We start from the raw sequence: 25,649 nt of genomic DNA, 5'->3' as shown, positions 1-25,649 counted from the left end.
GCTTACATCTCTCATTAAAACTTCTGAGGAAATTGCTTCATGATCCCTTTTGACAATGTATCAGCCAGCACCAAAATATGATCGTAGCCCAAGTCATACGCCTTAATATCGGAAACCCAATCTTTCTTCATTCGATAAACCACTTCATCCGTCGTTAATTTTAAATGCCTGTCCAAAAGAGCTTTCATTTCTTTTTTCGGCCAGTTTGGATTCGCGCTGCTCAAAAATCCAGCAATATCGTCGGCATTTTTGTACCACAGCTTATTGTACTTTTCCACGTCGGCTTGATTGCCGCTTTTCACTGCAGCAACGAGCTGCCCCGCAATCATGATGTGCTCCTTTAAAAGCCCTGTCAGCTTATCGCCTGCTTTTTTCCCATAATACTGACCGACAGCGTTTCCGATATCCTCTTGATTTCTAAGGAGCCTCTTTAACGCAGCATCCTGATCCGGAAGACCAGCAAGAGCACTTACAATATAACTTCTTGTCCACTGCACATGATCACTCCACAATTTCCGCATATGTGAATGAAGCGTGAGTGCCTGCTGTGAATAACATGGTTTTTGTTGAATTCTCGCAGCCTCCTTAGCGGCTGCCGGCGCTCCTGTCAGCGCGAAGATACATGTTAGCACAACTAATGTATTTCTTATTTTCATCATATCATCTCCTTTCACAGTTAGGTTTTGTACACAGCACTTCTTTCATGCAAAAAAATAAGCCTGAGGACTATGCCCTCAAGCTCAGTAAAATTTAGTTCGTCACCAATTCCCGCTCTTCTTCTTTCTTCTCTAAGCCCTCAGGCCCGTTCTTTTTCAAAAACACATATTTCGTGTTCCCGACAGTCAGTGAGATGGCAAATCCGATCGCACACGCGACAAGTCCGACGTAAAAACCATTATGAAGCGCTGACTCGACCGCATCGCGCATAAAGCTGACAACTTGCGGCGGCAGCTGAATATTGTCCTGCATGAGAATCTCAGGCTTAGCCATTTTCTCGGCCTGCCCTGCTGGCAGTCCCGACGCAGCCGCAAACTCGCTCATCTTGTCTTTTAGATGGTTGTTAACGATAGTAGCCGTGATAGCGGCACCCATTACACCGCCAATGCTGCGCCAGAACCCGACGACGGATGAAGCGATCCCCATATAACGGGCATCTACAGACTGCGCCACTGCGTTTTGCGAAACGCTCATGAGTGGTCCGAGAACGACGAGTCCAAGAACGACCATGATCGTCGTAACTTCCCATTTCGCCGTGTTATGAGTGATCGATCCAAGAAGATAAGCGACCACGATTCCAGTCGCCATTGAAACAGCCATGATAGAACGGAACTTTAGCTTCGTACAGAGAAATCCGCCGAGAATCGCGCCGACCATAATCGGAAACATCATCGGCGTCAGCACGCTGTTTGAGTTTTCGTTGCCGATAACCGCCACAGACAGGATCGGCAAATACGTGATCGCCGAGAACATTATCGCGCCTTGGCAGAACACAACGGCACTCGTCCCAAACACCATTTTATCTTTAAAAATAGTAAGCGGCAGCACCGGCTCTTCTGCCCGTGATTCCACCCATAAAAATAATGCAATCGAAACCGCAGCACCGGCAAACAGACCGATAATCTGCACAGAATTCCACGCGTAATCCTTGCCGCCCCACTCAAGGCCAAGGAGGAGCATGACAGTCGACATGATGAGAAGCAGCGTTCCCGCGTAATCGACTTTTGGCTTCTTCTCAGACTTAGATTCTTTTAACGAGAAGAACAGCGTGATCATCGACAGAATCCCGAACGGCAGGTTTACGTAGAAACACCAGCGCCATCCAAGCCATGATGCTTCTGAAATCCATGTTCCGATCTGCGGCCCGAGTACAGATGAGATGCCGAAGATTCCGGCAAACACGCCTGACATTTTCGCCGCCTGCTTTGGATCGGTCGATACCGAATAAATAATCGTAAACGAGATCGGGAATATCGCGCCTGACCCGATTCCTTGAATAACACGGTAAAAAATAAGCTGATCTATTGTTTGCGCTGTCCCGCAAAGAGCCGAACCGATCAGGAACAATCCGATCCCGATCATGTAAAATTTCTTGCGGCCAAACAAGTCGCTCATTTTTCCAAAAACAAGCATCGTACTCGTCGCTGCAAGCATATAAGCGGTAAAAATCCAGCTCATCTGCTCAAAGCCGCCGATATCCTTGATAACCTGATTGATACTAGCAGACACAATCGTATTATCGAGCGACGACATGAAAAGCCCGAGCGCCATCGCCAGCACCACATACCGCATCCTTTTATCCTGCATTACGTTTCCCTTCTTCCTTATAAATAAGCTATAAACAGAATACACCCCGTACAAGTGTAAATAAATGAACTATATAACTAATTTGCCGTTCGGGACAGTTCGCCCAAGACAAACATAGCTTTCGATCTTTTCAAAGCCTTCTTTCTCATAAAGTTGAGCAGCGCGGTCGTTCTGGCTGTCCACGCACAGCATAGCTTTCGGAATTCCTTTTTCTTCACCAAGCTGCAGACAAGCACGCAGCAGCTGCCGCCCTAAGCCTTTGCCTTGATATTCCGGCAATACAGACAGCGAGCTGATAAAGATAACCTGCTCCCCGTTTTCCATTTCCTTCTCTACCCTCACCGCTCCAACTGCCCGGTCGTTATGTTTAAGCAGCATCATGCCGCCTTCCAAATAGTAAGCTGAGTTTATTATTTGGTTGATGATATCCGATGAAAGTGTCTCGTTTCCCGGATGCTGTGCAAACGCGGCGTTTCGCACCTCACAGAAAAGCTCTTCATCCCGATCAAACACGAACGGCACTATTGTGCAGCCATCTGGCAGATCAAGGGCAAGCACACGCTTCGGCTCCCGCGCCAGCACATACGAGTATCTCTCCACCTCAAACCCCGCCGACTCAAGCATTTGCCGGTGGTTTGTTTCTGTTTCCTGTGTAAAAAGGTACACGTAGTTCAGCTTTTGCGTATGCTTTTGCATCGCGTCAAACAGCTGCTTATAGATATCCGGCTCGCCTGAATCACTATGAAAAATCCGGAATCGCGCTTTTGTGCTGCTGTTTATAATCAATGACGCCGCAGCGGTCATCTCCCCGTTCTCATCAAAAGCAACGTACGTCGGGTTTTTCTCATCGGGCTGAAAAGAATCCAGTTCTGTAACCGTGATATATGACTGATCGAGCTTCTGAATATGTTTTTGACAATACCTCTTGAAAGCAGGAACTTTTTCCCGCGTTAAACATTCTACTCTCATCCTCTTCAGCCCCCTTTTTCACTTCATATTATAAAACTCTCATGATGCACTGTAAATTTTTTACACATTGAATCAACCTGTCCCATCTGTTATTATTGGTTGAAAATTAAGACAAATCATCAGAGAGTATGGGCTCACTATGAAAAAATATTATGTATTTCTTATTTTCGCCACCCTTTTTTGGGCAGGTAACTATGTGTTTGCCAAAAGCGTTGTGACGGAGCTTTCTCCCGTCCAGCTTACGTTTTCCCGCTGGCTGATTGCCGTGTTCCTTCTGTTCCCGGCCGCTCATTATATGGAAAAACCCGACTGGCGGCTCGTTTGGAGAAAATGGAAGACACTTCTGCTTCTGTCCCTGCTCGGCATCGTCGGCTATAACACGATTCTATACGAGGCATTGCAGCACACCTCTTCTATGAACGCGGCACTCGTCAATTCACTCAACCCCGCCGTTATGGTCCTGTTCTCCTTTTTAATGCTAAAAGAAAAGATTTCGCGAAAAAACATAATGGGTCTGTTACTTTCTCTAGTCGGCGTTTTGTTCGTTCTGACAGATGGCCATGTCCTTCAAGTTTTCACTATGAGCTACAATCAAGGCGATCTGCTCATGCTGCTCGCGATTCTTGTATGGACGCTGTACTCTATCATCGGCCGCAGTTTAAAGGACATTCCTCCGATCGCAGCGACGTCTGTTTCTGTCGTGCTCGGTCTTGCCGTCACTCTGCCTTTCTTCCTGACTAGCAGCCTTCCTCAGCAGATCAGCTGGCATGCGGCGTCCGGACTTATTTACATTGCACTGTTTCCTTCTGTATGCTCGTATATTCTTTGGAATACAGCAATCCGCAAAACCGGCCCAGGAAAAGCCGGTATCTATTTGAACTTGATCACAGTTTTCACGGCCATCTTAAGCATGCTGCTCGGAAATAGCATTACAGCCGTTCAGGTTTTCGGCGGGCTTCTCGTGTTTGCCGGTGTGTATTTGGCGAGTCAGAGAGACATACAAAGCATTGCTGTACTTGAAAAAGGAAAGGAAAATTCACTATGAAGTTTATCCTGCTATTCGGTCCGCAAGCTGCGGGCAAAATGACGATCGGTCATGAGCTGGAGAAAACCACACAGCTCAAGCTTTTTCATAACCATATGACGATCGATCTGATTGTTCCTTTTTTTGATTACGGCACAAAGCCGTTCAACCGGCTCGTGAACCTTTTTCGAGAGGAGATGTTTGAGGAAGCTGCAAAGAGCAATATGTACGGGCTTATTTTTACATATGTATGGGCGTTCAACGAGCAAAGCGATTGGGATTTTGTGAACCGGACAGTTGAGCTGTTTGAATCTTATGGAGCCGAAGTTTATTTTGTTGAGCTGGAATCTGAACTCAACACGAGACTCGAACGAAACAGGACGGAGCACCGGCTGCAGCACAAACCGACGAAACGTGATTTGGAGTGGTCGGATCACGATGTTGTAACGTCGATGGAAAAATACCGCCTCAACTCTCGAGATGGCGAAATAACAAGGGAAAATTACATCAAAATCAACAATACAAATCTATCAGCAGCTGAAACGGCAGAGCTCATTAAAACCAGATTCCAGCTATAATGGTAGAATATACATATGTACTCAAAGGGAGATGAAGAAATGAAGAACGAATTGATCGAACGCCTCACCTCTTATGTAAAAGTAGATACGCAGTCAAGCTATGCGAATGCTTCTTGTCCGTCCACACCTGGACAGCTTGAGCTTGCCAACCAGCTTGTCGGCGAGCTTAAATTTATCGGAATGGAAGAAGTAACGATCGATGACAACGGCTATGTGATGGCGACTTTGCCTTCAAATACAGATAAAGATGTGCCAACGATTGGATTTCTTGCTCACGTAGATACAGCAACTGATTTTACAGGGACGAACGTAAACCCGCAGCTTCGTGAAAATTATGACGGCGGTAACATCGTCCTTAACGAAGAGCTGGATGTCGTACTGTCACCCGACATGTTCCCTAATCTCAAAAACTATGTCGGTCACACACTCATCACAACAGACGGAACGACCCTTCTTGGCGCAGATAACAAAGCGGGTATCGCTGAAATCATGACTGCGATGGCGCACCTGATCGCCAACCCGGAAATCAAACACGGCGAAATCCGCGTCGCATTCACACCTGACGAAGAGATCGGACGTGGACCGCATAAATTCGATGTGGAAGCATTCCGCGCGAAATATGCCTACACGATGGACGGCGGACCTCTCGGAGAGCTTCAGTACGAAAGCTTCAACGCCGCTTACGCAAAAATCAACTTTAAAGGAACGAACGTCCACCCAGGCACGGCAAAAGGAAAAATGGTCAACTCTGCGAAAATTGCGATGGAATTCAACAGCGCGCTGCCAGCTGACGAAGCACCTGAGCATACGGAAAACTACGAAGGCTTCTTCCACCTGACTGGCATCACAGGTGATGTAGAGGATACAAGACTCGGTTACATCATCCGCGACCATGACCGCGATCAATTCGAAGCGCGCAAAGCACTTATTCAGGAAACAGTCGCTGAATTCCAAGAAAAGTACGGCGAAAAAAGCGTAACACTTGAGATGGGCGACCAGTACTACAACATGCGCGAAAAGATCGAGCCTGTAAAGGAAATCGTCGAAATCGCTTCTGATGCGATGAAAAAGTTCGATATAAAGCCGATCATTGAACCGATCCGCGGCGGCACAGACGGATCACAGCTATCCTACATGGGGCTGCCGACGCCAAACATCTTCACAGGCGGTGAAAACTACCACGGCAAATACGAGTTCGTCTCCGTCGACAACATGGAAAAAGCCGTCAACGTTATGATCGAGATCATCAAGCTTTACGAAGAAAGAGCTTAAAACATCGGGGTCCGGTACCATTCACCGTAATCGATGCTATAGCGGCCGATTTACGGAATGGTATCGGACCCCACAAAGCTTCACATCAAAAAAACCACACAGCGAAGCTGTGTGGTTTTTTAATATAAACTATTCTTCTTCTCCGCAATTATCTCCAGAGCAGTACTCAGTTTTCGCCTTGCTGTTCATCATTTTAAGCGCCGGCTTCCCTTTTTCCTCTTCGTACACCTGGTTTAGCACATCGAGGAAATGCTCCGGATTCTGTGCGCCTGATACGGCATATTTTCGGTTGAATACGAAGAACGGTACTCCTGTGATTCCAAGCTCGCGTGCTTCATTTTCATCGTGCTCCACCGCTGCACTGTAAGAACCGTCTGTCAGCACGCGGCTCGCTTCTTCTTTGCTCAGACCAGCATCCTCAGCCAGCCCAGCCAGCACTTCATGATCGCCGACATCCAGTCCTTCTGTGAAGTAAGCCTTTAATATACGCTCTTTCAGCTCTATCATTTTGCCTTTTTCCTTAGCTAGATGAAGAAGCCTATGAGCATCCTTCGTGTTCGTTAGAATGTTTTTATCAAAATCAAACTCCAGCCCTACAGCTCGCGCCTGCTGAGCTACATTATTACTAGTTACCTTCGCCTGTTCAATGCTCATGCCATATTTCGCAGCAAGCATCTCGTAGTTGCTCATGTTTGTACCCTTTTTGGCGTTAGGATCCAGTTCAAAGCTTTTGAATTCTATTTCGATATCGGCACTCTGCCCGAAATCCTCCAGCGCCGTCTCAAACTTTCTTTTTCCTATATAACAAAATGGACATGCGATATCTGACCAGATTTCTACTTTCATTTCTATCGTCCTCCCGCTTTAAAACTCATCGGTTATTATGCACAGTATATCGTTCTGTAAAAATAATGGAAAGCAATTCGCATACAGGTAAATAAAAAACTCCAGTCTAATAGACCGGAGCATTCCCCTTAACGCCAAACTGCATGCAGTACAGCCAGCACAATATAGATAATAGCGTGATCACCTGCTGCGATGAAATACGCCTTCTTCGGCATCATGCCAAACATCATGTTTTTTAATAGTGCAACAGCGATAAGCAACCCGAGAATCAATCCGATCACTAATCCGTCTGCCACGCTATCTGCCCCAGCATCGTTTACGATCACAGCGATTAAAAAGGAGCTAATAAACGCGGCAGCCGCGGCCACACCGTATTTTGCACCATCGCCGTATGCGCTGAACCTTTCCTGGTGGATCACCGTCCACGTTTTACCAAACGCAATCGGTGAATAATACAGTGCGCCAAACAGCATGTAAATAAAACCGCCTGCCAGCACGGCTAATAGATTTAAATTCTGCAACTCAACCATTTTATTTTCCTGCCTCTCATTATTTCGGCTCAATCGGAAGCGCAATGCTTTTAATTCTGCATAACAGATCAAGTGTGCCTCGAACTTCCTCTACCTGAACGATTTCGACCGGATTGCCCAAATAACGGTAACCGCTTCTCGGCAGCCAGATGCTGTATATTTCAGCGTAGCATTCGATTAACAGCTGGCGATCCTCGTAAGCAACCGGCTCCTCAAACTCGTAAAATACATACCTTCCGCCTGGGATTGTTACGCTAGCCGCCTGTTCTGAGCTGCTCAGTTCGCCGGGAATAGAGATACAGCAGTCATACCGGCATTTATCATGCGGGGTAATGTATGGATTGTTTTGCGGCAAACCGATTATCATGCTGTTGGCTGATAACAGGTTTCTCGCCTTCACCCAGCTGTAAACCTGTTCCCAAGTTTCTGCAATATCCTCTGAATACGCTCCAAAGTGCGGGGCAAAAACAAACGTCCGCTCAGGAAGCTCCACTGTCGTTACCTTTTCAAGATTCAGCCTTTGAATTTGATTATATGGATTTTCCCCGCCGCTTTCTTTCTGATTTTTGCTCATTTGTTTAGATTTCTTGCTATGCAGATACGGCTTCGAAAATCTTTCAAGATAGCCGCCCTCACGCCAAGCTTTAGGGCTGTTTTGAAAAGTATCCTTGAACGCCGTCGTGAAATAAGACAGCGAGCCAAAACCGCACTCGTAGGCGATTTCTGTCACCGAAACATGAGGTTCATAAATGAGCATATGCGCTGCCTTTTCCAGTCTCACACGCTTCACATAATCAGCAGGTGTCTCTTGCATGACTTCCGCAAAAAGACGATGAAAATGGAAGGAAGAATAGGTGGACTTCTCAGCAAGAACGTCTAAAGGCAAATTTTCGTTTAGATTGCTATGTATGTAATCCAGCACTTTATAAATGCGGCTTTGCTGCTCGTTCATCTCTTATACCCCTGCCGTTTTAATAGATTTCTCTTTATTATAAATGGAATTGTGGGGTACGGTACCCCGCGATTATTTTATTTGCAGATCCGAGCTATTTATTTGCAAATCTTAACGTTTTATTTGCAAATTTCGGCCTCTTATTTGCAAATCTCAAAATTTGTTTGCATGCTCACTTTTGCACATACTTCATATTTATTTATCGACACGTTTGTTTGCAGCATTAACCGTTTATTTGCACCTCGCCTCAAATTCAATTACTCCCCCGTGAACTCACTCCGCTCTTACGCAAAAAAAACAGGTCCCACGGCATCTACACCATGGAACCTGCTCTATCCTCACATTATTATTGCTGCACCCGCACCCAATGCCTGTCAACGGTCACGGCCTCGACGAGCTTCTTCCCAAACGAAGCAGAATCTCCGCCTGCCTCATTCAGAAGTACACCCGCTTCTTCACTAACGATCCCTTTCCCTTCGCAAAGCGACACGACAAGCTCTGCCGCAATGCCGGATGCACCAAGGGTCTTGAAGTGCTTGAACGTATCGGTGATAAAGTCCGCCACTTCCGGCATCTTTTTCACACTTTCCAAGAATCCTTCGCTGCCGGCCACGTACACACCGTCATACAGTACAGAGTCTGTTGTCAGGAATGTTTTTTGAGCCTCAAGCGGCTGCCCGTCAGCACTCAGCACGTTTCCTAAATGACGGCCTACCACCTCTGGCATCACGCCGGCACTCTTCAATTCCTGCAGCACAGCGGTCACCTCGGCATAATCAAAGCCTTTATCAACAAGAACAGCGACTTTTCTCGTCTTCGGGCTTTTCGCCGTTTTTTCCTGACTGAGTGCCGGTGATGTCGCGCTCACGTCAACCGCTGCGGCATTTTCAGGCACCTTCGCCCCGACACTCAACGCGATTTCTTCAGCAAGCGATACGTCCACGTTGCTGAACATATTCACCACCTGCTGCTGAACGTCCTTGGATTTTACTTTTCCGACCTCAAAACAGAATGCCTTGACGATATGCTGTTTTTCGACCGGCGTCATGCTGTTCCAGAACAGTCGCGCCTGCGAATAATGGTCGGCAAAGCTCTCGCTGCGCTGCCTTACCTTCTTCCCATCTACTTTTTCCTGATAATGCTCATATCCGCCTTCCTCAACAGAAGAAGTCTGCGGATACCCTTTTTGCAGCGAGTTTTTATGATAAGAAACAGGACCGCGGTCAATCGTCATGCGGTGCATGCCGTCACGCTGGTTATTGTGGAACGGACACACCGGACGGTTGATCGGAATCTCGTGGAAGTTCGGTCCTCCTAGACGTGACAGCTGGGTATCTGTATAAGAGAACAGACGGCCTTGCAGCAGCGGGTCATTCGAAAAATCGATGCCTGGCACGACATGACCAGGATGGAATGCCACCTGTTCGGTCTCTGCAAACACGTTATCCACGTTTTTGTTCAACGTCATTTTTCCGATAATCTTAACCGGAACTTGCTCCTCCGGCCATACTTTCGTCGGATCAAGAATATCAAAATCGAAGCTGAATTCGTCTTCCTCATCAATCATCTGAACACCAAGCTCATACTCCGGATAATCGCCCATCTCGATCGCCTCGAACAGATCGCGGCGGTGGAAATCAGGATCCTTGCCCGCAATCTTTTGCGCCTCGTCCCACACGAGAGAATGAACGCCGAGTACAGGCTTCCAATGGAATTTTACAAAACGCGCCTTGCCCTGATCGTTCACAAAACGGAACGTATGGACGCCGAACCCTTCCATCATACGGAAACTGCGCGGAATAGCTCGGTCACTCATCGCCCACATGATCATGTGGGCTGATTCTGTATTGTTTGCGACGAAATCCCAGAACGTATCATGTGCTGTCGACGCCTGCGGCATTTCATTATGCGGCTCCGGTTTAAATGAGTGAACCAAATCAGGAAACTTTATCGCATCCTGAATAAAAAACACGGGAATATTATTTCCAACGAGGTCGTAGTTACCTTCTTCAGTATAAAACTTTGTCGCGAACCCGCGGGCATCACGGACCGTATCGCCCGATCCACGCGAGCCGGCTACCGTTGAAAAACGGACGAACACTGGAGTTTTAGCACCAGGATCCTGAAGAAACCCAGCTTTCGTGTACTCTTTCATTGATTCATACACTTCAAACACACCATGTGCTGCATATCCGCGGGCATGAACGATACGCTCTGGAATGCGCTCATGGTCAAAATGGGTCATCTTTTCGCGGAAGTGGAAATCTTCCATGAGTGTCGGACCGCGCTGGCCCGCTTTTAATGAATGCTCATCGTCTGTGATGCGCACACCTTGATTCGTCGTTAGCTTTTTTCCATCATTATCCGATCGATACTGTTCTAGTTGTTCGTCTTTTTTCAACATTATCCCTCCAGATCATTAAAAAGCTATGTACATTCTCAAAACCTATTCCCTCAATCTAGCTATTAAAACTAGCACTAACGGATCATATGAAGGGAAACAGACATTATTATTGGCTTTTAAGGGTAAAGGAATATTGATGGATACGCGCCAGTTTAGAGTTGAAAAGGAGAAACCCATGAATATATGTATCAGCAGTCTTGAAAACTCAGAAGTAATAGACATTATAGGAAAAGACAACGTCGCCATTTCCTCCGTTATATACGACTCCAGAAAAGCAGCTGAAGGGTCTGCTTTTATTTGTGTGAGCGGTGAAAATCATGACGGACATGATTATATTGAACAGGCCATAGAAAAAGGCGCTGTTCTGATCGCAGGTGAGAACGCACAAATTTTAAAGCAGCTGAGCATTAAGTACAGCGAAATCACTTTTGTTATCGTTAGATTCGCGCGGGATTTTTTAGCACAGCTTTCTATTCAATTTCACAGCCGTGCTCACGAAAAAATTACAACAGTCGGAGTAACAGGTACAAACGGCAAGACGACGGTAACAGCTTACGTCCGGTCACTCATGAATCAGCTCGGTACACCTTCTACTCTTATTGGAACGAACGGAGTTTTAACGTCCAAAGGAAAGATGGATTTTCAGCAAACAACGCCGACCACTCCGGAAGCTCCTGACCTTCACGGCATATTCGAAAAAATTTATACTCACGGCGACCGACTCGCTGCCATGGAGGTATCGTCGGTGGCCATTGAACAGAAACGTACTGCCGGGATACCATTTGATGTGGCGATACACACAAACCTTTCACCGGAACACCTGGAATTTCATCACACGTTTGAAAACTATAAAAAAGCAAAGCTGAAGCTGTTTCAGCAGGCAAAGACGGCTGTCGTAAATATCGATGACAGCGGTATGGGACGCGATATTCTTAAATGCTTTTCCGGACCTGTTATCACATACAGCCTGGACAGGCATTCAGGAGCAGACATCATCGCTATGAACATGAGAACGTCCGGCACAGGCACTTCGTTCGAGCTGAGGATTCAAAACAAATCGTACATTGTCCGAGCTCCGATTTTTGGAGATTATAACGTGGCGAACCTGCTATCAGCGATCGGGACCGCCGTCCTGCTCGGCCATTCTCTGCCATCGATTTTATATGCGATTCCGAGAATTGAAGGGCCAGAAGGAAGATTCGAAGTGCTGCAGCAGTACGGCAGCAGGAACATTATTTTGGACTACGCACACACACCTGTCGCGCTGACAAACCTGTTAGCACAGGTGAAAAAACTGCCGCACAAAAGACTGATCGTGATGATTGCCGGGATCGGCATAAGAGACCGGGACAAGATGCCGAAAATGGCGGAAGTAATAGAAGGACATGCGGATGAAGTTGTCGTTACCGTCGATCACCCAGGATTTAACGATCCGAACGAAATCGTCAGCCATGTGATCACCGGATTTAAGAATCAGCATGCAGTCAATGTTCATCGAGCACCAACAAGGCGTGAAGGAGTTTTATCCTCCCTTGCTCTCAGCCGTGAAGGCGATCTGGTCGTCTTGACGAGCGGCTGCATAAACGGTGCTCAGATTGTAAAAGGAGAAAAAATCCCGCATTCTGATAAGGATATTATTGCAGAGTACTTTGAACAGCATCGAGAAGATTTTGAAAGGGATTATGTTGAGGCATAACGAATTTTTTACATCATAAAACGTAAAGAAGCGCTAAAATTTTAGTGCTTTTTTTCATACAGTAAAGCTTCTTTGGTAGACCCCGTAGCTATGAAAGTTTTCAGAGAAGAGGTTGATCTCCGTTTCAGGCGCAAGCTTTCCGCGGGGCGTGGCGAAAAGCAGAAACGGCTCGTTCAGCCCCGACAAGCAAAAGGGAAAGGGACCGGTAAGTCGCTCTTTGACTTATTGGGCACTTGCCCTTTTGACCTCGAGGGGCTAGCCGTTCTCTGCTGGACAAGTGAGCCCCTTTGCCGCTGCGCGCCCTAAAGGGTCTCACCTGTCCCACTCGTCCCGCTGGAGTCGGCACCTTACACTCCGATCAACTTTATCAGTGATGGACTCAAGAAGTTTAAATGAAAAAGTATGCTGAAAATCGAACGTAGAATAGCAGCATCATTTGCTCTAAGATGCAACTCAGATGATGAAATTTCTTTTAAAACAATACTTTAAAAAGTAAAAACAAGAATCTCCAGAAAGAGGTGCAGCCGTGCTTACGTTGACTCGAGAACACAACCCGCTGGATAATCAGCAGCTGATTGCAGAATATGGATGGAAAGGCCTGAACACGGCCGCTGCTGTTCAAGAGACAGAGCGCCTTTTTCAGGACATTTATAATCGCGATTACACGCCCATTATGAAACCCATCCCTAGTCTTTCTCTTTTTGAAAAGATAAAGAACATGGTGAAGTGTTTTTTTGTGGAGAAAGCCTCACACCGTCTCCTTACGCCTTCTCATACGATCATTGGGGAAGATGGATCGGTTCAGCCTGAATGGATGTCAATTCTCAACAGCGAATATGACCTTCTTTTTTCCGAAGTGACGCGAGAGGTAAATGTTAAGGATTACGGTGCCAAAGGGGATGGGGTGACTGATGATACCGCAGCCTTTGAAAAAGCGCTCGGATCGGGCCGTGTTCATGTGACGGTTCCTGCAGGCGTTTACGTGACACAAGGAATCCGCCTGCCGTCATGGACTTCGTTTTCAGGCGAAGGCAAAGGAATCACCGTTCTTAAACTGCATGACGCTGCCCCTATCGGAAGGCGGCTCGTCACTAACAGCCGCTATATTAAAGGAAACCGCAATATACTCGTCCGAAACATGTCGTTGGACTGGAACGTGGAGCGGCTCGGCAACATTCCAAAAACAGCGGCTGGCAACAACCAGTCAAGCTGCCTTACACTCGCTCATGTCACGTACGGCTGGGTGCAAAATGTTGAAGCCATCAATCCGGGACTTCACTGTTTTGATGTTTCATCCGCCTATTACACGTACCTTGGCGACGGCACACGTGCCCGCTATGGCAGCAGCTATATATGGCTCGATAGCCTGACTGGCTATGGGTTCGGTGATGACGGGGTCACGACTCATCACAGCGACAATATTCTGATCACGAACAGCCACATGTGCGACCCTAGCGGCCGTTCACACAAAAGCGGCTTTTCTAACTCCAACGGTTTTGAAGTCGATGACGGCTCGCGAAACGTATGGCTCATGAACAATTCATCAGCCCGCTGCTTCGGCGGTATAGAGGTCAAGGCGCACCACAATTCAGCCGCTGCAGCAAACGTTCATATCATCGGTCATCTATCGGTGAACGATAACCGGTCATATAACTTCCGGCATATCGGCCACCACCACGCCGCCGATCCGGAGTCGCTCACAGCATACAACATCCAAGCGACGAACATCATCGCCGTCGCTCCATTGCGGACTTCACTATACAGTGACTCTGCACCGCGCGGCCTGGTCGTCTCCGGCTACAAAAACGTGGTCATCAACCACTTCACCTTGATCGGTGACCCTGACTACGAAGATTATAGTGGGGGTCCGGTACTCGCCGTTCAGTTCCGGGCACGTAATGTAGTGTTAAACAACATTCACATCACCCATTTTAAAAGCGCCGATACTGACATTAAGGTGTTCGGCGGTGACAACAAGGCCGATATTGTCAGGATCACGAACGTTACGGCCGATGAATCAGCAAAGAAAACCATCGTCGTCGGTAACGGCGTGCAGGACTTGCTGATTGATAAGGTGTATGCGGTTAGAGGATTGGAGAGGAAATCAGTGACTTTTACATAAAACAAACCCGGAGTAATTTCCTAACGGGTTTACTTCAGAGGTACAAACAAGTAAATAACAAGGCAAATCGCACTGATTTTCACATTGAAATTTACCGTGCGATTTTTCTTGTTATATCAATGTTTTTTGTAATTTAATTTAAAAAGCACGCATCAATTCACAGGTCATTTCTCAATGACGGAAAATTATTGGAGGATTTGTGATTTTGTTGTGATTTAACGAGTGAAATGTATGGCATTTTACAAGGTATTTGGATATTTATGTTAAAATGAATGTAGAAATTGTGAAAAGATGTACTTAAACTAACGAGGCAGGTTAACTTAAAAAACTTATACAATTATGGGTTTGCAAAAAGTCGGTGTTAATGAATAATAAAGTTCTTTAATTAAAAAAAGTAGGCTGATAAGTCAATGATAGGAATAAGTATAGCTACGAAGTGGGAATATGAAGCGACATTGGAATACTTTAGCATAAAAGATAACGAACGTTTCGGTTATCCTTATGGCGAGTATTTCATGAGAACAATTAATGATACTGAGCTTGTTTTTTATAGTACCGGTGTAAGAAAAGTTAATGGTGTTGGTGGTAATCAGTATATGATTTCTAAATTTAATTTAACTAAAGTAATCGTTGCTGGAACATGTGCAGGAATAGATGATAAATTCAGTAATTTGGATATTTTTGTACCCGATAAAGCCGTTCAATATGATTGTACAGTAAAAGAAATTGAGCCTTTTATTAAACAATCCTTCATAGTCGATATTGAACTATCAAAATATGGAAATGATTTTTATACCGGAACAATTGGCACCGCTGATAAAGCAGTAGTTATGTGGAAGGACTATTTAGAACTTAAAGAAAACAAAATAACAATAGCCGATACAGAAGCGAGTGCAATTGCTTATATCTGTAAGAAGAATGATGTTGAGTGCATTATTATAAAAGGAATATCTGATTTTCCAACAGAAGAAAGCAGCTCTGATAAATTCGAATCGAACATTGAACAAATTAATATTTATTTAGAAAACACTCCCAAAGTTATGAACAAAATATTTAGCGAATATTTAAGGAGATTTATATAAATAAATTTGAAGTTAATAGAACGATTGTGATTGTTGATAAAACTTTTCTTTTAATGGAGTCTCCTTTGTTTACTTTCAATAGCAAGATTGTGAAAAAATGTACTTATACTAACGGGTAGCTTTAGCTTAATAAGATAATATGAAAAAGGGCTTAGAGACGGGAAGTGCTCTAAGCCCTTTTTGCATTGTGAATAGTCCTGTGAAATTAATGTGAATTGATATGTGATTTTGTCTGTGATTTACCGTATTGACCTCACAAGTAAACCCGTTAGTAAATTCCGGGTTTGTTTTATTCCGTTATTATAGTGAAAATAATAAGTGTAAAGGTAATAACAGCAATGCTGTAAATAATGCTGCTGTTTTTGACTACCCTGTCTCTTCCTTTTAATAGCTTTGCAAAAATAAATTCTAATACAGTCACTAAAATTATTACTGCTGCCAAATCAGCCCGCTTAAGCGTTGCGGAGACTTTTCTCTCTTAAACCATCGCTTTAACATCCTTTAATTCCCCTATAAATTTACGAGATTGTATCAATAGCGATAATGATAAAAACAATAGCCACAAAGCTATAAACAAAGCTGCTGTTTTTAACTTCTCTATCTCTTCCTTTTAACAGCACTGCCATAATAAATTCTAAAACAATAAGGATGATGATCGCCGTAAAAATATAACCAATAAAACCAATCCAGCCGCCGGGAATATCTTTCTTTAATATGTAAAGCTGAAGAAGGAAAAATAAAATGCTCATACTGATCAGTTCGCTTAGACGGTGCGGACGGTTCTCCTTGGTTAACCACTTTTTTATCATACGTCTATTTCCCCCTAATCAAATCGTTTTGAAATGGCCGACATCTCTTTTTGTATAATGCGATAGTCAATCCTCAAAAACGGAACACCAAACACTTTCATTTTATGCATAGCCACAAGCAATCCTTCTTCTGTTTCTTCAATAATAAAATGCTCTGATAACGGCAGCCTGAATAGCGTTTTACCAGCAGCCAGATAAATCCCAGCATCTCCCCCGCCCTCGCTTTTTAAAACGAGAGACCTATTAATCTCCTCCAGCTGCAGTATTCCTATCATCGTAGAAAATGGAAGCGGCAGCGCGATGTTTAAGTACGGTCTGCCGTCTGTTTCGTGCTGTGAGTAAATCGCCGAAAATACCGTCTCGTTATCTACCTTTCGAATCCAAACGCGGGGATCTTCCCGTCCATCAACCATAGAATCCACAGACAAAATTTCACCTGTCATCTCGACTTCTTTACTCGAAAGCGGCAAGTTTAATTGCTGCCATTGCGTGCTGAACAGCTTGTAAATAATGGCGAATGGCTTAAACCATACTGCCCAATTTACAGAAGCAAATAATCGATATTCACTTGTCTGTTCGTAGAAATGAACAATCGATTGCGGAAGTCTGCTCGCTTCAACAAAAACATTCAGATTGTTTACTAGACCTGGTTTCTGGCTGCCTTCGCCTTTAAGCTTTCCTCGAATACGGCTAACAGGAAAATTCAACTCTGACTCCGTTTTTTCCGGCGTATCAATTGCCCACCCAACAACTCCTGCCAGCCCAAATACCACACAGTTCAACAAACCATGAAACGCGAGCATAAAGTGAATGCTTATAGCCCACTCCCCAAACAAGTTTCCTGCGGCATACAGCAAAGAAAACAGGATTGTTACGCCGAGCGCAGAATACGAAACACGGACGAGCGCACCCTGCATCCGGCTGGAAAATGACGTCCGGAAAGCAAGGATGATCAAAGTGTAAAGCGCAGCTATGTAAAGCAAAACTGAAACCAGTTCAAGCCACTTGGAGAACGTGATGCCTGCAGCCACAAGCATCGGTCCTGCTAAAATGATGGTCACGATATATTTATATGAAGCAGAATGATGTAATCTACCAAAGAACCCAATCGACACTGGAAGCAAGAAAGCGGAATAATGAAAGTGAATCGCGGTCAGCCACGTAATCAGCGGGCTGAAACCTGTATCAATACCCGCAATATATGCAAAATACCATAAACCGCCCACAAATAAGTACATCATTCCTGCATTAATTGAAATGTCGCTCCAGCTTGCACGATTCACAGTAAAAAACCGAAGCAGCCCCAAAACCATCACAAACAACGTGTAAATCAAATAAATGAGAGCAAGAATAATCTGTCCAGTAACCGAAGTAACAACCGGCATCAAACTGACTGCTATCATGCCCGATCCGATGAATATAATGTGAATTCTTTTGATGTCAGTCAGCAGCTGAAGCATTATTGGAACAAAGATTAGCTGTGCCGCTGTCAGCATAAGCAAATAGGGTTCGCTAGTAAATATACTGCTAATAATAAAAAGCAGACACCCAATATCCGTCAGCGGACTAAACAGTATGCGCTTTAAATTCGCCTTCATAGGCCATCAACCTTCCTGCGATACGGTTTCTAATGTCCACGGATATTGTGAATACCTCTCTCGTATCGTCGTAACCTTCCTCCACTGCAACGACACCCTCAAGAAATTGCGGTATCGGAATTTCAAAACTTCCGATTACAAACCGCTGGGCTCCGGAACGAATTTGTAGCCGCCCTTCAGATGTGACTTGAAACTTCAAATCAGAATAAAAGAAACTCGGTTCCCCTAAATAATCCCGCACTATATTTCGCTTGGAATCTATCGTCATAAACGCGTTGAAATGGCGTGTTTTGTTTTCAAAATAAAAGGTCCGTTCCCAATACACTTCATCCCTGCCATCAGGAAGCTGCCTGCACGTATTTTTAATCGTAAACGGAACATTCTCCCCGGCTTCAGGAAAAAGAAACTTCCAGCGTGCAGCTAACGTCAGAAATGGCTTTAACCAAGACCCACCATTTTTTATCCTAAGCATCGTTCCCTTACCATAAAACGATTCTCCGACTGGAAGAGCATAGCGTGACTGCAAATTTGGATGCAGCTTATAAAAATCGCTTCCTAACAATGTCTTGTAAATGGTCATTGTGAATCACTCTTTTTCGATCGTCGGCAGCTGGCGGCTGTTGGCAAGTCTTTTGCCAAAATGAAGCCGATTATTGATAGAATCCAAAGAGCCGCATTAAACGTAACCGGATTAAACGGATGTGATGCGACAGCAGGTGCTGCGATTAAAGCACTGGCGGTCAATGCCGGAAACACAATGATTTGCAGCAAATGCAGATGCCTTTTTTGTCGATAAAAAAGCCAGACGGCACCGAAAATCATCTCCAGTATTCCTACTACTACAACAGCATTAATTGCAGCTTCGCCTTTAAATGGAGCTAAGCTCGACAGCATCGCCACTTCTTCAGGATGTTTGGCGATTATTTTAGGAACAAGCCCCTGATAAAACCAAATAAAGAAAAAGAGCACCGAAATAAGCGTACTGCTGAAAAATCGTATGTATTGATTCCTCGGCGACTCACCTTTTTCAATCCATCGTTTCAGCACATCAAAACTAAGTGCCGTCGCCCAGCCCATGATCGGACGGAAAATGACGTCCGCAAGCCGACCTAAAAAGCCATAACGCGTCTCATAGTCATATTGCGTCAAAAAAGTTGTTCCATTTTCTTTCGGTATGTATCTCCAATAGCCTTTCCCTTCAGATATCGGTGAAATTTTTTGTTCAGTGCCGAAATGAAGCGAGGACGTTTTGGAAGCGTCACTTTTATCATGCGTCCCAACACTTTTCCCCCATCCTGCTACCTTTAAGCCGAATCCAATGCTGGTTTCATATGAAAAAGACTGCGGATCCTCTTCATTCTTCTTTGGTAAATAGGTGATGGACGTGAAACGCAAATCCCACTGCTCATGAAGCTCTGGGTTCTGAGATTTTTCCCATACTTCGTCTACTTCCGCTTTAATGGGTATCTCTACATAAATTGGTTTATTTTTCATAAAACACCTCTATCATTAAGGTAACATAAGATTGATCTGAAAAAACTAATAAAAAAAGCTAACCTAAAGGGCAATCCCCTTCTCTAGGTTAGCTTCTTTATTTATTCAGCCGCCGCTGGCTTTACCACGGCAGTCATCGCCTGTTCTTGCTTTTCCTCAGACTTGTCAGATCTCACAATCCTGCTCTTCCCAACAGAAAGAGCAACCGCGATTCCAATCACGACGAAGATAAGTCCAGTCAAGAAAACAGATGAGAACGATGACGCCCAAACGTCTTTAATATTTCCAATGACAGGTGCGGATACTTCTGCAGGAAGCTTAAGTGCATCCGGCTTAATTAAAATCCCGAACATCGCATCTGTTTTTTCTGCGATTTTCGCGAGAATGCCTGCTACGACCGGGTTGGACTCGCCGTTCACTGAATCCTTAATTTTATCGTTAAGCTGGTGATTCATTACCGCGTTAAGAATCGTGATTCCGATTGTTCCCCCTATAGAACGGAAGAACGTCGAAGCGGCTGTTACCTCGCCAAGCTGCGACTTCGGAAACTCGTTTTGCACCGCAATCATCAATGTCGGCATAACAAGACCCATTCCAAGTCCTAGAACAACCATGAATCCGTATGCTGTCCATTCATTAGAGTCTACGCCCATCGTGCTCATAAGGAAGAATCCAATTGATGTGATGACCATCCCTGCTGTTAGTACCGTTCTGAAACGGAATTTCAGCAGCAATCGTCCGCCAATGATGGAGGCCAAGATAAGTGAAACCATCATCGGCGTCATGGTAGACCCCGCCTTTGTCGGACTCACCCCTTGAATTCCCTGCATGTACATTGGCACGAACATGATCGCGCCGAACATGCCTAATCCAAGCAAAAAGCCAAGAACGTTCGTCGTTGCAAACACTCTGTTCTTAAAAAGATTCAGATTCAAAATCGGCTCCACCGCACGCTTTTCAATAAACAAGAATAAAGCGATCAAGACTGCAAATCCGCCGAACAGCAGATAGCTAGTTGATGAATTCCATTCGAACTTGTCGCCGCCGAACGTGAGTCCTAACAATAGAAGGACAACAGCCGGAATCAGTGTGAAAATCCCGAAATAATCGATGTTTACTTTACCTTTTGCAGCCCGGATCGTTTCATTTTTCATTCCGATAACAATCATTGCTGTAGAAATCAGGCCAAACGGTACGTTAATCAAGAAAATCCAATGCCAGCTGATGTGATCGACCATCAGACCGCCGATGAACGGTCCGATAACAGAGCTCAAACCATATATTGCGCCAAACACACCCTGCCATTTCGCACGCTGCTCAGGTGAGAAGATGTCACCGATGATCGTCTGCGAAAGAGGCATGATCATACCGCCGCCAATTCCCTGCAGCCCTCTATAAATGATGAGTTCTTCCATTGAAGTTGCAGTTCCGCATAGCGCTGAACCTGCGATAAAAATAATGTTACCAAGCAGATAAAGCTTTCTTCTTCCATATAAGTCGGATAACTTCCCGACTATCGGTACGACTGTCGTCGAGGTGATCAAATAAGCCGTTGTGACCCATGCAAAGATTGAAAAGCCGTCTAAGTCAGCGATGATCGTCGGCATCGCTGTACCGACAATCGTCTGCTCGAGCGCACTGAAAAACATCCCGATGATCAGACCGGCTAAAATCAGCTTAGTGTTGAGCTGCTTCTGTGTTGTTTCCATTGTGTATTCTCCTTATAAAAGCTGAACGTTCATCATTTGCGCGAAGCGTTCACGCTCAGTTTCAATTCCTTTTATGCCTTTTAAGTTGGCCAGCATCCCTTGAATGACCATCCTTTGCGGCTGTTCTTTTTTTATTTCCTGCAGGATAAAGTCGAGCACCTGAATAAACTCTTGTCTCGTTTCATCCTCCAGCACTTCTTTTTCTAGCCTTTCTTTCATCGTGTTAAGAATTTCCTTCGCTTCTTCCTCTTTATGTTCTTTCTCACTCCAAGGCTTCAGCTTTTGATCGAACTTTTTTTTATCGATAACAGGAGCTTTCTCAGTCTTAAGAAGTCCAGAAATCACATCATCAAAGCGCTCCATAAGGTAAACAGAGAATTGCTCCATATCCACTTCTTCCTCATTGAACATGAACGCACGGACGAAGGACTGTTTCATTCCTTCACAGATCGTGATGATGTCCCCCATGTATGGCTGTATATCTGGTCCATAAATCTCGATAAAATAATTCTCATACCATCTAGACATTTCAAAAAAGTTCTTGCGGATAAAAAGCTGGATGCCCTTAATAATCGACGCATTCTGCTCACGGAAATGCATCTGCATGAACGGCTTATGCGCGATATAGTTTTCCATCTGTACCTTGAGCTGCTGCTCCATCCTCTGGCGCGGCGGAAGCTCCGTGCTCACCTGCTGCATGCCAGACTTCATCTTTTCGCTGTAATAATCGAAAATCTCGATGATCAGTTCATCTTTGGACGGAAAATACGTATAAAAGCCACCCTTTGAAATCTTAAGTGCAGAGGCGATCTCCTGCACTGTCGTGGCGTGAAATCCTTTTTCGGCGAACATTTCTATGGCTTTTTCTATAATCTCTACTCGTTTAGCGTTTTTCACTACTTCACCTCTTTTGACCGACTGGTCATTCTCAACATATGCTAGTATATAGCGGTTATGACCAGTCAGTCAATCTTATTTTTTTGAAAACCTTTCCAAATACCTGAGTGTGGGTTATGTTAAATATATCCATTTGAATAGGGGGCTGAGCTGTATGTTAAGGTTCTTTGTAATAGCAGGGGTGGTTGCCATACTTGTTTCAGGTACCTTTATTGGATTATGGACGAACGGGGAACAGCAGCGGGCTAATTACCACTCAGAAACAGCAGATCACCGTGCATTTCGGACCAAAATGGGAATGTACAGCGGGCTCGTTGGATTCCTTTCGTTTGGAGCTGCAGGACTAATCTGGTATTTAACATAATAAAAGAGGCTCAACACCGCTTGTGGTGTTGAGCCTCTTTTATTTGTCCGTAAATTTTTATTTTTAGCCGTAAATCTTAATTTTTGCCCGCAAAATTCGACTTTTGCCCGCAAATTTTAGTTTTTGCCCGCAAAGCACCTCGAGGCACCCCGGTTTACTCCCCTTGCGCCTTCTTAATCTGCTTGCTTCTCAGCTGTCCGCAAGCGGCATCGATATCCGTGCCGTGCTCTTGGCGTATTTTGCAGTTAATGCCGCGCTTTTTAAGGGTATCATAAAAAGCGAGCACATCTTCCTGATCACTGCGCTGATATTGACTGTGCTCATCGACCGGGTTGTACGGGATCAAATTTACATATACACTCTTGCCTTTATCAGCGAAAAGATCGGCTAACTGCTCAGCTTCTTCAACATGATCGTTCACATCTCGCAGCAGAATATATTCCAGCGTGATGCGTTTGTTTGTTTTTTCGATGTAATAGTCAACAGCTTCCATGAGCTTCTCGATCGGAATCGCGCGGTTGATCTTCATGATACGCGTACGAAGTTCATTATTCGGTGCGTGAAGCGAGAGCGCCAGATTAACCTGCAATCCTGTATCTGCGAACTCTTTCATCTTGTTCGCAAGGCCGCTTGTCGATACCGTAATTTTACGCGCACCGATCGCCAGCCCTTTGTAGTCGGTGACGATGTGTATAAAATCGACCATATTGTCAAAGTTATCAAAAGGCTCACCGATTCCCATGACAACGATATGGCTGACGCGCTCGTTTTCACCCTTGCTGTCGAGGTGATGCTGAACGTTCATGATTTGCTCGACGATCTCACCGCTCGACAAGTCGCGCGTCTTAGCCAGCAATCCGCTCGCACAGAAGCTGCAGCCGATATTGCAGCCGACCTGTGTGGTCACACAAACGGACAGACCGTACTTATGGCGCATGAGCACCGTCTCGATCAAGTTGCCGTCCTGCAGCCTGAACAGAAACTTAACCGTTCCGTCCGCTGATTCTTGCTTTACGTGCACTTCAAGCGTTTGAATCGAAAAATGTTCAACTAGAAGGTCGACACACTCAGATTTGACATCGGTCATCTCTTCAAACGCAGTCACGCGTTTTCTATATAAATAATCCCACACTTGGGACGCTCTAAATTTCTTATGTCCGCGTTCAAGCAGCCAAGATTCCAGCTGGCTTGACGTTAATCCGTAAATGGATGGCTTATTCATGCATAACCCTCATTTCACTATGGAAATTCGCTCAAAAAACACTCGCTAAACCTATTATTATCAACAGTTGCAAGCTTCTATCACTATACCTTTTTTAAACAAAAAAATCTATTTTTGATACGCAAAAATACAAGAAAATTCGACAATTCCCAACAATTAACACACAAAAAGTTTTGACAATATAAATTATTTGCGGTTAATATAATTTGTGGATAGGGGAGGTTACATTATGTCAACTATGAATAAACAGAAAATTGTGGATAGTGTCCCGCAAAAAGGCTTTTTCGGACATCCTAAAGGTTTGTTCACATTATTCTTCACCGAATTTTGGGAGCGCTTTTCCTACTACGGAATGCGCGCAATCCTTGTTTACTATATGTACTACGAGGTATCAAAGGGCGGACTTGGCCTAGACGAAAAGACCGCACTTGCAATCATGTCGATTTACGGATCACTTGTTTACATGTCTGGTGTAATCGGCGGCTGGCTCGCTGACCGGGTATTCGGTACATCGAGAGCCTTGTTCTATGGCGGTATCTTGATCATGCTTGGTCATATCGCGTTATCACTTCCTGGAAACGTAACGATGCTGTTCATCTCAATGGCGTTCATCGTTATCGGTACAGGTATGCTTAAGCCGAACGTATCGAGCGTTGTTGGGGATATGTACAGCCCGCAAGACACTCGCCGCGATGCAGGATTCAGCATTTTCTACATGGGTATCAACCTTGGTGCATTCCTTTCACCGCTTATCATCGGTAAAGTTCAAAAGGATGTAGGCTTCCATGCAGGCTTCGCAATCGCTGCAGTTGGTATGCTTTTAGGTTTGATCGTATTTGTTTTAACAAAGAAAAAGAACCTTGGACTTGCTGGGACATACGTTCCAAACCCGCTTTCTTCTGCTGAAAAGAAGAAGTACACTGGAATCATCGCTGCAGTTACAGTTCTGTTAGCTGTTATCCTAGGAATCACGATTCCAAACGGCATGTTCACGCTTAATGTATTTATTAACCTTGTCGGGATTTTCGGTATCACGATCCCAACACTATACTTCATCATCATGTACAAGAGCAAGAAAACGACAGATGTTGAGCGTTCACGCCTTATCGCGTACATTCCGCTTTTCATCGCATCTGTGATGTTCTGGGCAATTCAGGAGCAAGGTTCAACTATCCTTGCAAGCTATGCGGACAAGCGTACTGACCTTACTTTTGCAGGTATTGAAATTGCACCAGCTTGGTTCCAGTCATTGAACCCGCTATTCATCATCGTCCTAGCGCCAGTATTCGCTTGGATGTGGGTGAAGATGGGCAACCGTCAGCCATCAGTACCGCAGAAGTTCTCACTAGCACTTCTGTTTGCCGGCCTTTCGTTCCTAGTAATCCTGCTTCCAGCTTACTTTGGCGGAACAGATACACTAGTTAACCCGCTATGGCTTGTACTGAGCTACTTTATCGTCGTACTCGGTGAGCTTCTATTATCACCAGTAGGACTATCTGCAACAACTAAGCTTGCGCCTGCAGCGTTCTCTGCACAGACAATGAGCTTATGGTTCTTGTCCAGTGCCGCAGCACAGGCAATCAACGCACAGCTTGTACGCTTCTACAATCCAGAAAACGAAATGATGTACTTCGGTGTCATCGGTGTAGCAGCAATCGTATTGAGCTTATTCCTATTCATGCTAGCGCCTAGAATCCAGGTGTTCATGAAAGGTATTAAATAAAAATATCCACAAAAAATCCTCCTGCAATTCATTTTGCAGGAGGATTTTTATGTT

General features: G+C 44.9%; 22 protein-coding genes. 8 read left to right on the top strand and 14 right to left on the bottom strand.

What is annotated here, in order from left to right:
* Positions 1 to 14 precede the first annotated feature (14 nt).
* The 3 genes from CGZ90_RS11295 to CGZ90_RS11285 all read right to left on the bottom strand — a co-directional run bounded on the left by CGZ90_RS11295 (position 15) and on the right by CGZ90_RS11285 (position 3,273).
* Complete coding sequence (locus tag CGZ90_RS11295) at positions 15 to 659, bottom strand: glycosyltransferase (protein WP_094252614.1); 645 nt, start codon at positions 657 to 659, stop codon at positions 15 to 17.
* A gap of 91 nt (positions 660 to 750) precedes the next feature.
* The gene (locus CGZ90_RS11290; RefSeq protein ID WP_094252613.1) at positions 751 to 2,304 is read right to left on the bottom strand and encodes an MFS transporter; all 1,554 of its coding nucleotides are present in this window, start codon (positions 2,302 to 2,304) and stop codon (positions 751 to 753) included.
* A 69-nt stretch (positions 2,305 to 2,373) separates the two neighbouring features.
* The gene (locus CGZ90_RS11285) at positions 2,374 to 3,273 is read right to left on the bottom strand and encodes a GNAT family N-acetyltransferase (RefSeq protein WP_094252612.1); all 900 of its coding nucleotides are present in this window, start codon (positions 3,271 to 3,273) and stop codon (positions 2,374 to 2,376) included.
* 139 nt (positions 3,274 to 3,412) lie between these two features.
* Between CGZ90_RS11285 and CGZ90_RS11280 the strand changes: the two genes are divergently transcribed.
* Genes CGZ90_RS11280 through pepT form a run of 3 tightly spaced genes read left to right on the top strand, consistent with a single transcriptional unit; the run spans position 3,413 to position 6,147 of the window.
* Positions 3,413 to 4,318 (top strand): DMT family transporter, encoded by a 906-nt coding sequence (locus CGZ90_RS11280; RefSeq protein WP_094252611.1) that lies wholly within the window; start codon positions 3,413 to 3,415, stop codon positions 4,316 to 4,318.
* Positions 4,315 to 4,875 (top strand): DEAD/DEAH box helicase family protein, encoded by a 561-nt coding sequence (locus tag CGZ90_RS11275; protein WP_094252610.1) that lies wholly within the window; start codon positions 4,315 to 4,317, stop codon positions 4,873 to 4,875. The genes CGZ90_RS11280 and CGZ90_RS11275 overlap by 4 nt, the downstream gene beginning before the upstream one ends.
* Positions 4,876 to 4,914: 39 nt before the next feature.
* The gene (gene pepT / locus CGZ90_RS11270) at positions 4,915 to 6,147 is read left to right on the top strand and encodes a peptidase T (RefSeq protein WP_094252609.1); all 1,233 of its coding nucleotides are present in this window, start codon (positions 4,915 to 4,917) and stop codon (positions 6,145 to 6,147) included.
* Positions 6,148 to 6,276: 129 nt separating this feature from the next.
* Here the strand turns inward: pepT and CGZ90_RS11265 are convergent, their stop codons facing one another.
* The 4 genes from CGZ90_RS11265 to CGZ90_RS11250 form a co-directional block, all read right to left on the bottom strand.
* Positions 6,277 to 6,993, bottom strand: a complete 717-nt coding sequence (locus CGZ90_RS11265; RefSeq protein ID WP_094252608.1) for a DsbA family oxidoreductase — start codon at positions 6,991 to 6,993, stop codon at positions 6,277 to 6,279.
* Positions 6,994 to 7,121: 128 nt separating this feature from the next.
* The gene (locus CGZ90_RS11260) at positions 7,122 to 7,523 is read right to left on the bottom strand and encodes a DUF1761 domain-containing protein (protein ID WP_094252607.1); all 402 of its coding nucleotides are present in this window, start codon (positions 7,521 to 7,523) and stop codon (positions 7,122 to 7,124) included.
* Between the two features lie 19 nt (positions 7,524 to 7,542).
* A complete protein-coding gene (locus CGZ90_RS11255; protein WP_094252606.1) occupies positions 7,543 to 8,475 on the bottom strand; it encodes an AraC family transcriptional regulator in 933 nt (310 codons plus the stop codon).
* Between the two features lie 346 nt (positions 8,476 to 8,821).
* A complete protein-coding gene (locus tag CGZ90_RS11250) occupies positions 8,822 to 10,879 on the bottom strand; it encodes a catalase (protein WP_094252605.1) in 2,058 nt (685 codons plus the stop codon).
* A 175-nt stretch (positions 10,880 to 11,054) separates the two neighbouring features.
* On the opposite strand from CGZ90_RS11250, the gene CGZ90_RS11245 reads away from it, so the two are divergent.
* The 3 genes from CGZ90_RS11245 (at position 11,055) to CGZ90_RS11235 (ending at position 15,779) form a co-directional block, all read left to right on the top strand.
* Positions 11,055 to 12,575 (top strand): UDP-N-acetylmuramoyl-L-alanyl-D-glutamate--2,6-diaminopimelate ligase, encoded by a 1,521-nt coding sequence (locus CGZ90_RS11245; RefSeq protein ID WP_094252604.1) that lies wholly within the window; start codon positions 11,055 to 11,057, stop codon positions 12,573 to 12,575.
* Positions 12,576 to 13,101: 526 nt separating this feature from the next.
* Positions 13,102 to 14,697, top strand: coding sequence for a glycosyl hydrolase family 28-related protein (locus tag CGZ90_RS11240; protein WP_094252603.1), 1,596 nt, complete (start codon positions 13,102 to 13,104; stop codon positions 14,695 to 14,697).
* A gap of 410 nt (positions 14,698 to 15,107) precedes the next feature.
* A complete protein-coding gene (locus CGZ90_RS11235; RefSeq protein ID WP_094252602.1) occupies positions 15,108 to 15,779 on the top strand; it encodes a 5'-methylthioadenosine/S-adenosylhomocysteine nucleosidase family protein in 672 nt (223 codons plus the stop codon).
* A gap of 518 nt (positions 15,780 to 16,297) precedes the next feature.
* Here the strand turns inward: CGZ90_RS11235 and CGZ90_RS11230 are convergent.
* From CGZ90_RS11230 to CGZ90_RS11205, 6 genes are all read right to left on the bottom strand, one after another.
* Positions 16,298 to 16,588, bottom strand: a complete 291-nt coding sequence (locus tag CGZ90_RS11230; RefSeq protein WP_094252601.1) for a hypothetical protein — start codon at positions 16,586 to 16,588, stop codon at positions 16,298 to 16,300.
* A 14-nt stretch (positions 16,589 to 16,602) separates the two neighbouring features.
* Positions 16,603 to 18,186 carry a YndJ family protein gene (locus CGZ90_RS11225; RefSeq protein WP_094252600.1) on the bottom strand — a complete coding sequence of 528 codons (1,584 nt, stop codon included), beginning with the start codon at positions 18,184 to 18,186 and terminating at the stop codon, positions 16,603 to 16,605.
* Entirely contained in the window at positions 18,155 to 18,766 is a 612-nt protein-coding gene (locus CGZ90_RS11220; RefSeq protein ID WP_094252599.1) for a DUF4166 domain-containing protein, read from the bottom strand. The genes CGZ90_RS11225 and CGZ90_RS11220 overlap by 32 nt, the downstream gene beginning before the upstream one ends.
* Positions 18,763 to 19,680 carry a DoxX-like family protein gene (locus CGZ90_RS11215; protein ID WP_094252598.1) on the bottom strand — a complete coding sequence of 306 codons (918 nt, stop codon included), beginning with the start codon at positions 19,678 to 19,680 and terminating at the stop codon, positions 18,763 to 18,765. The genes CGZ90_RS11220 and CGZ90_RS11215 overlap by 4 nt, the downstream gene beginning before the upstream one ends.
* Before the next feature lie 101 nt (positions 19,681 to 19,781).
* Positions 19,782 to 21,389 (bottom strand): MDR family MFS transporter, encoded by a 1,608-nt coding sequence (locus tag CGZ90_RS11210; protein WP_094252597.1) that lies wholly within the window; start codon positions 21,387 to 21,389, stop codon positions 19,782 to 19,784.
* A gap of 12 nt (positions 21,390 to 21,401) precedes the next feature.
* The gene (locus tag CGZ90_RS11205; RefSeq protein ID WP_094252596.1) at positions 21,402 to 22,286 is read right to left on the bottom strand and encodes a TetR/AcrR family transcriptional regulator; all 885 of its coding nucleotides are present in this window, start codon (positions 22,284 to 22,286) and stop codon (positions 21,402 to 21,404) included.
* A 154-nt stretch (positions 22,287 to 22,440) separates the two neighbouring features.
* Between CGZ90_RS11205 and CGZ90_RS11200 the strand changes: the two genes are divergently transcribed.
* A complete protein-coding gene (locus CGZ90_RS11200; RefSeq protein ID WP_094252595.1) occupies positions 22,441 to 22,650 on the top strand; it encodes a DUF5316 family protein in 210 nt (69 codons plus the stop codon).
* 154 nt (positions 22,651 to 22,804) lie between these two features.
* On the opposite strand, the gene rlmN is transcribed toward CGZ90_RS11200, so the two are convergent.
* A complete protein-coding gene (gene rlmN, locus CGZ90_RS11195; RefSeq protein ID WP_094252594.1) occupies positions 22,805 to 23,872 on the bottom strand; it encodes a dual-specificity RNA methyltransferase RlmN in 1,068 nt (355 codons plus the stop codon).
* Positions 23,873 to 24,101: 229 nt separating this feature from the next.
* On the opposite strand from rlmN, the gene CGZ90_RS11190 reads away from it, so the two are divergent.
* Entirely contained in the window at positions 24,102 to 25,595 is a 1,494-nt protein-coding gene (locus CGZ90_RS11190) for a peptide MFS transporter (protein ID WP_094252593.1), read from the top strand.
* Positions 25,596 to 25,649 lie beyond the last annotated feature (54 nt).

It is taken from the genome of Fictibacillus aquaticus (assembly GCF_002245695.1).
GTDB lineage: Bacteria > Bacillota > Bacilli > Bacillales > Fictibacillaceae > Fictibacillus > Fictibacillus aquaticus.
Note: the sequence above shows the minus strand (reverse complement) of the source record. Positions and strands in the feature narration are given on the sequence as shown.

Coding starts and splice junctions, on each gene's coding strand:
- CGZ90_RS11295 (WP_094252614.1), bottom strand. CDS start 659: ATGATGAAAATAAGAAATACATTAGTTGTGCTAACATGTATCTTCGCG.
- CGZ90_RS11290 (WP_094252613.1), bottom strand. CDS start 2,304: ATGCAGGATAAAAGGATGCGGTATGTGGTGCTGGCGATGGCGCTCGGG.
- CGZ90_RS11285 (WP_094252612.1), bottom strand. CDS start 3,273: ATGAGAGTAGAATGTTTAACGCGGGAAAAAGTTCCTGCTTTCAAGAGG.
- CGZ90_RS11280 (WP_094252611.1), top strand. CDS start 3,413: ATGAAAAAATATTATGTATTTCTTATTTTCGCCACCCTTTTTTGGGCA.
- CGZ90_RS11275 (WP_094252610.1), top strand. CDS start 4,315: ATGAAGTTTATCCTGCTATTCGGTCCGCAAGCTGCGGGCAAAATGACG.
- pepT (WP_094252609.1), top strand. CDS start 4,915: ATGAAGAACGAATTGATCGAACGCCTCACCTCTTATGTAAAAGTAGAT.
- CGZ90_RS11265 (WP_094252608.1), bottom strand. CDS start 6,993: ATGAAAGTAGAAATCTGGTCAGATATCGCATGTCCATTTTGTTATATA.
- CGZ90_RS11260 (WP_094252607.1), bottom strand. CDS start 7,523: ATGGTTGAGTTGCAGAATTTAAATCTATTAGCCGTGCTGGCAGGCGGT.
- CGZ90_RS11255 (WP_094252606.1), bottom strand. CDS start 8,475: ATGAACGAGCAGCAAAGCCGCATTTATAAAGTGCTGGATTACATACAT.
- CGZ90_RS11250 (WP_094252605.1), bottom strand. CDS start 10,879: ATGTTGAAAAAAGACGAACAACTAGAACAGTATCGATCGGATAATGAT.
- CGZ90_RS11245 (WP_094252604.1), top strand. CDS start 11,055: ATGAATATATGTATCAGCAGTCTTGAAAACTCAGAAGTAATAGACATT.
- CGZ90_RS11235 (WP_094252602.1), top strand. CDS start 15,108: ATGATAGGAATAAGTATAGCTACGAAGTGGGAATATGAAGCGACATTG.
- CGZ90_RS11230 (WP_094252601.1), bottom strand. CDS start 16,588: ATGATAAAAAAGTGGTTAACCAAGGAGAACCGTCCGCACCGTCTAAGC.
- CGZ90_RS11225 (WP_094252600.1), bottom strand. CDS start 18,186: ATGAAGGCGAATTTAAAGCGCATACTGTTTAGTCCGCTGACGGATATT.
- CGZ90_RS11220 (WP_094252599.1), bottom strand. CDS start 18,766: ATGACCATTTACAAGACATTGTTAGGAAGCGATTTTTATAAGCTGCAT.
- CGZ90_RS11215 (WP_094252598.1), bottom strand. CDS start 19,680: ATGAAAAATAAACCAATTTATGTAGAGATACCCATTAAAGCGGAAGTA.
- CGZ90_RS11210 (WP_094252597.1), bottom strand. CDS start 21,389: ATGGAAACAACACAGAAGCAGCTCAACACTAAGCTGATTTTAGCCGGT.
- CGZ90_RS11200 (WP_094252595.1), top strand. CDS start 22,441: ATGTTAAGGTTCTTTGTAATAGCAGGGGTGGTTGCCATACTTGTTTCA.
- rlmN (WP_094252594.1), bottom strand. CDS start 23,872: ATGAATAAGCCATCCATTTACGGATTAACGTCAAGCCAGCTGGAATCT.
- CGZ90_RS11190 (WP_094252593.1), top strand. CDS start 24,102: ATGTCAACTATGAATAAACAGAAAATTGTGGATAGTGTCCCGCAAAAA.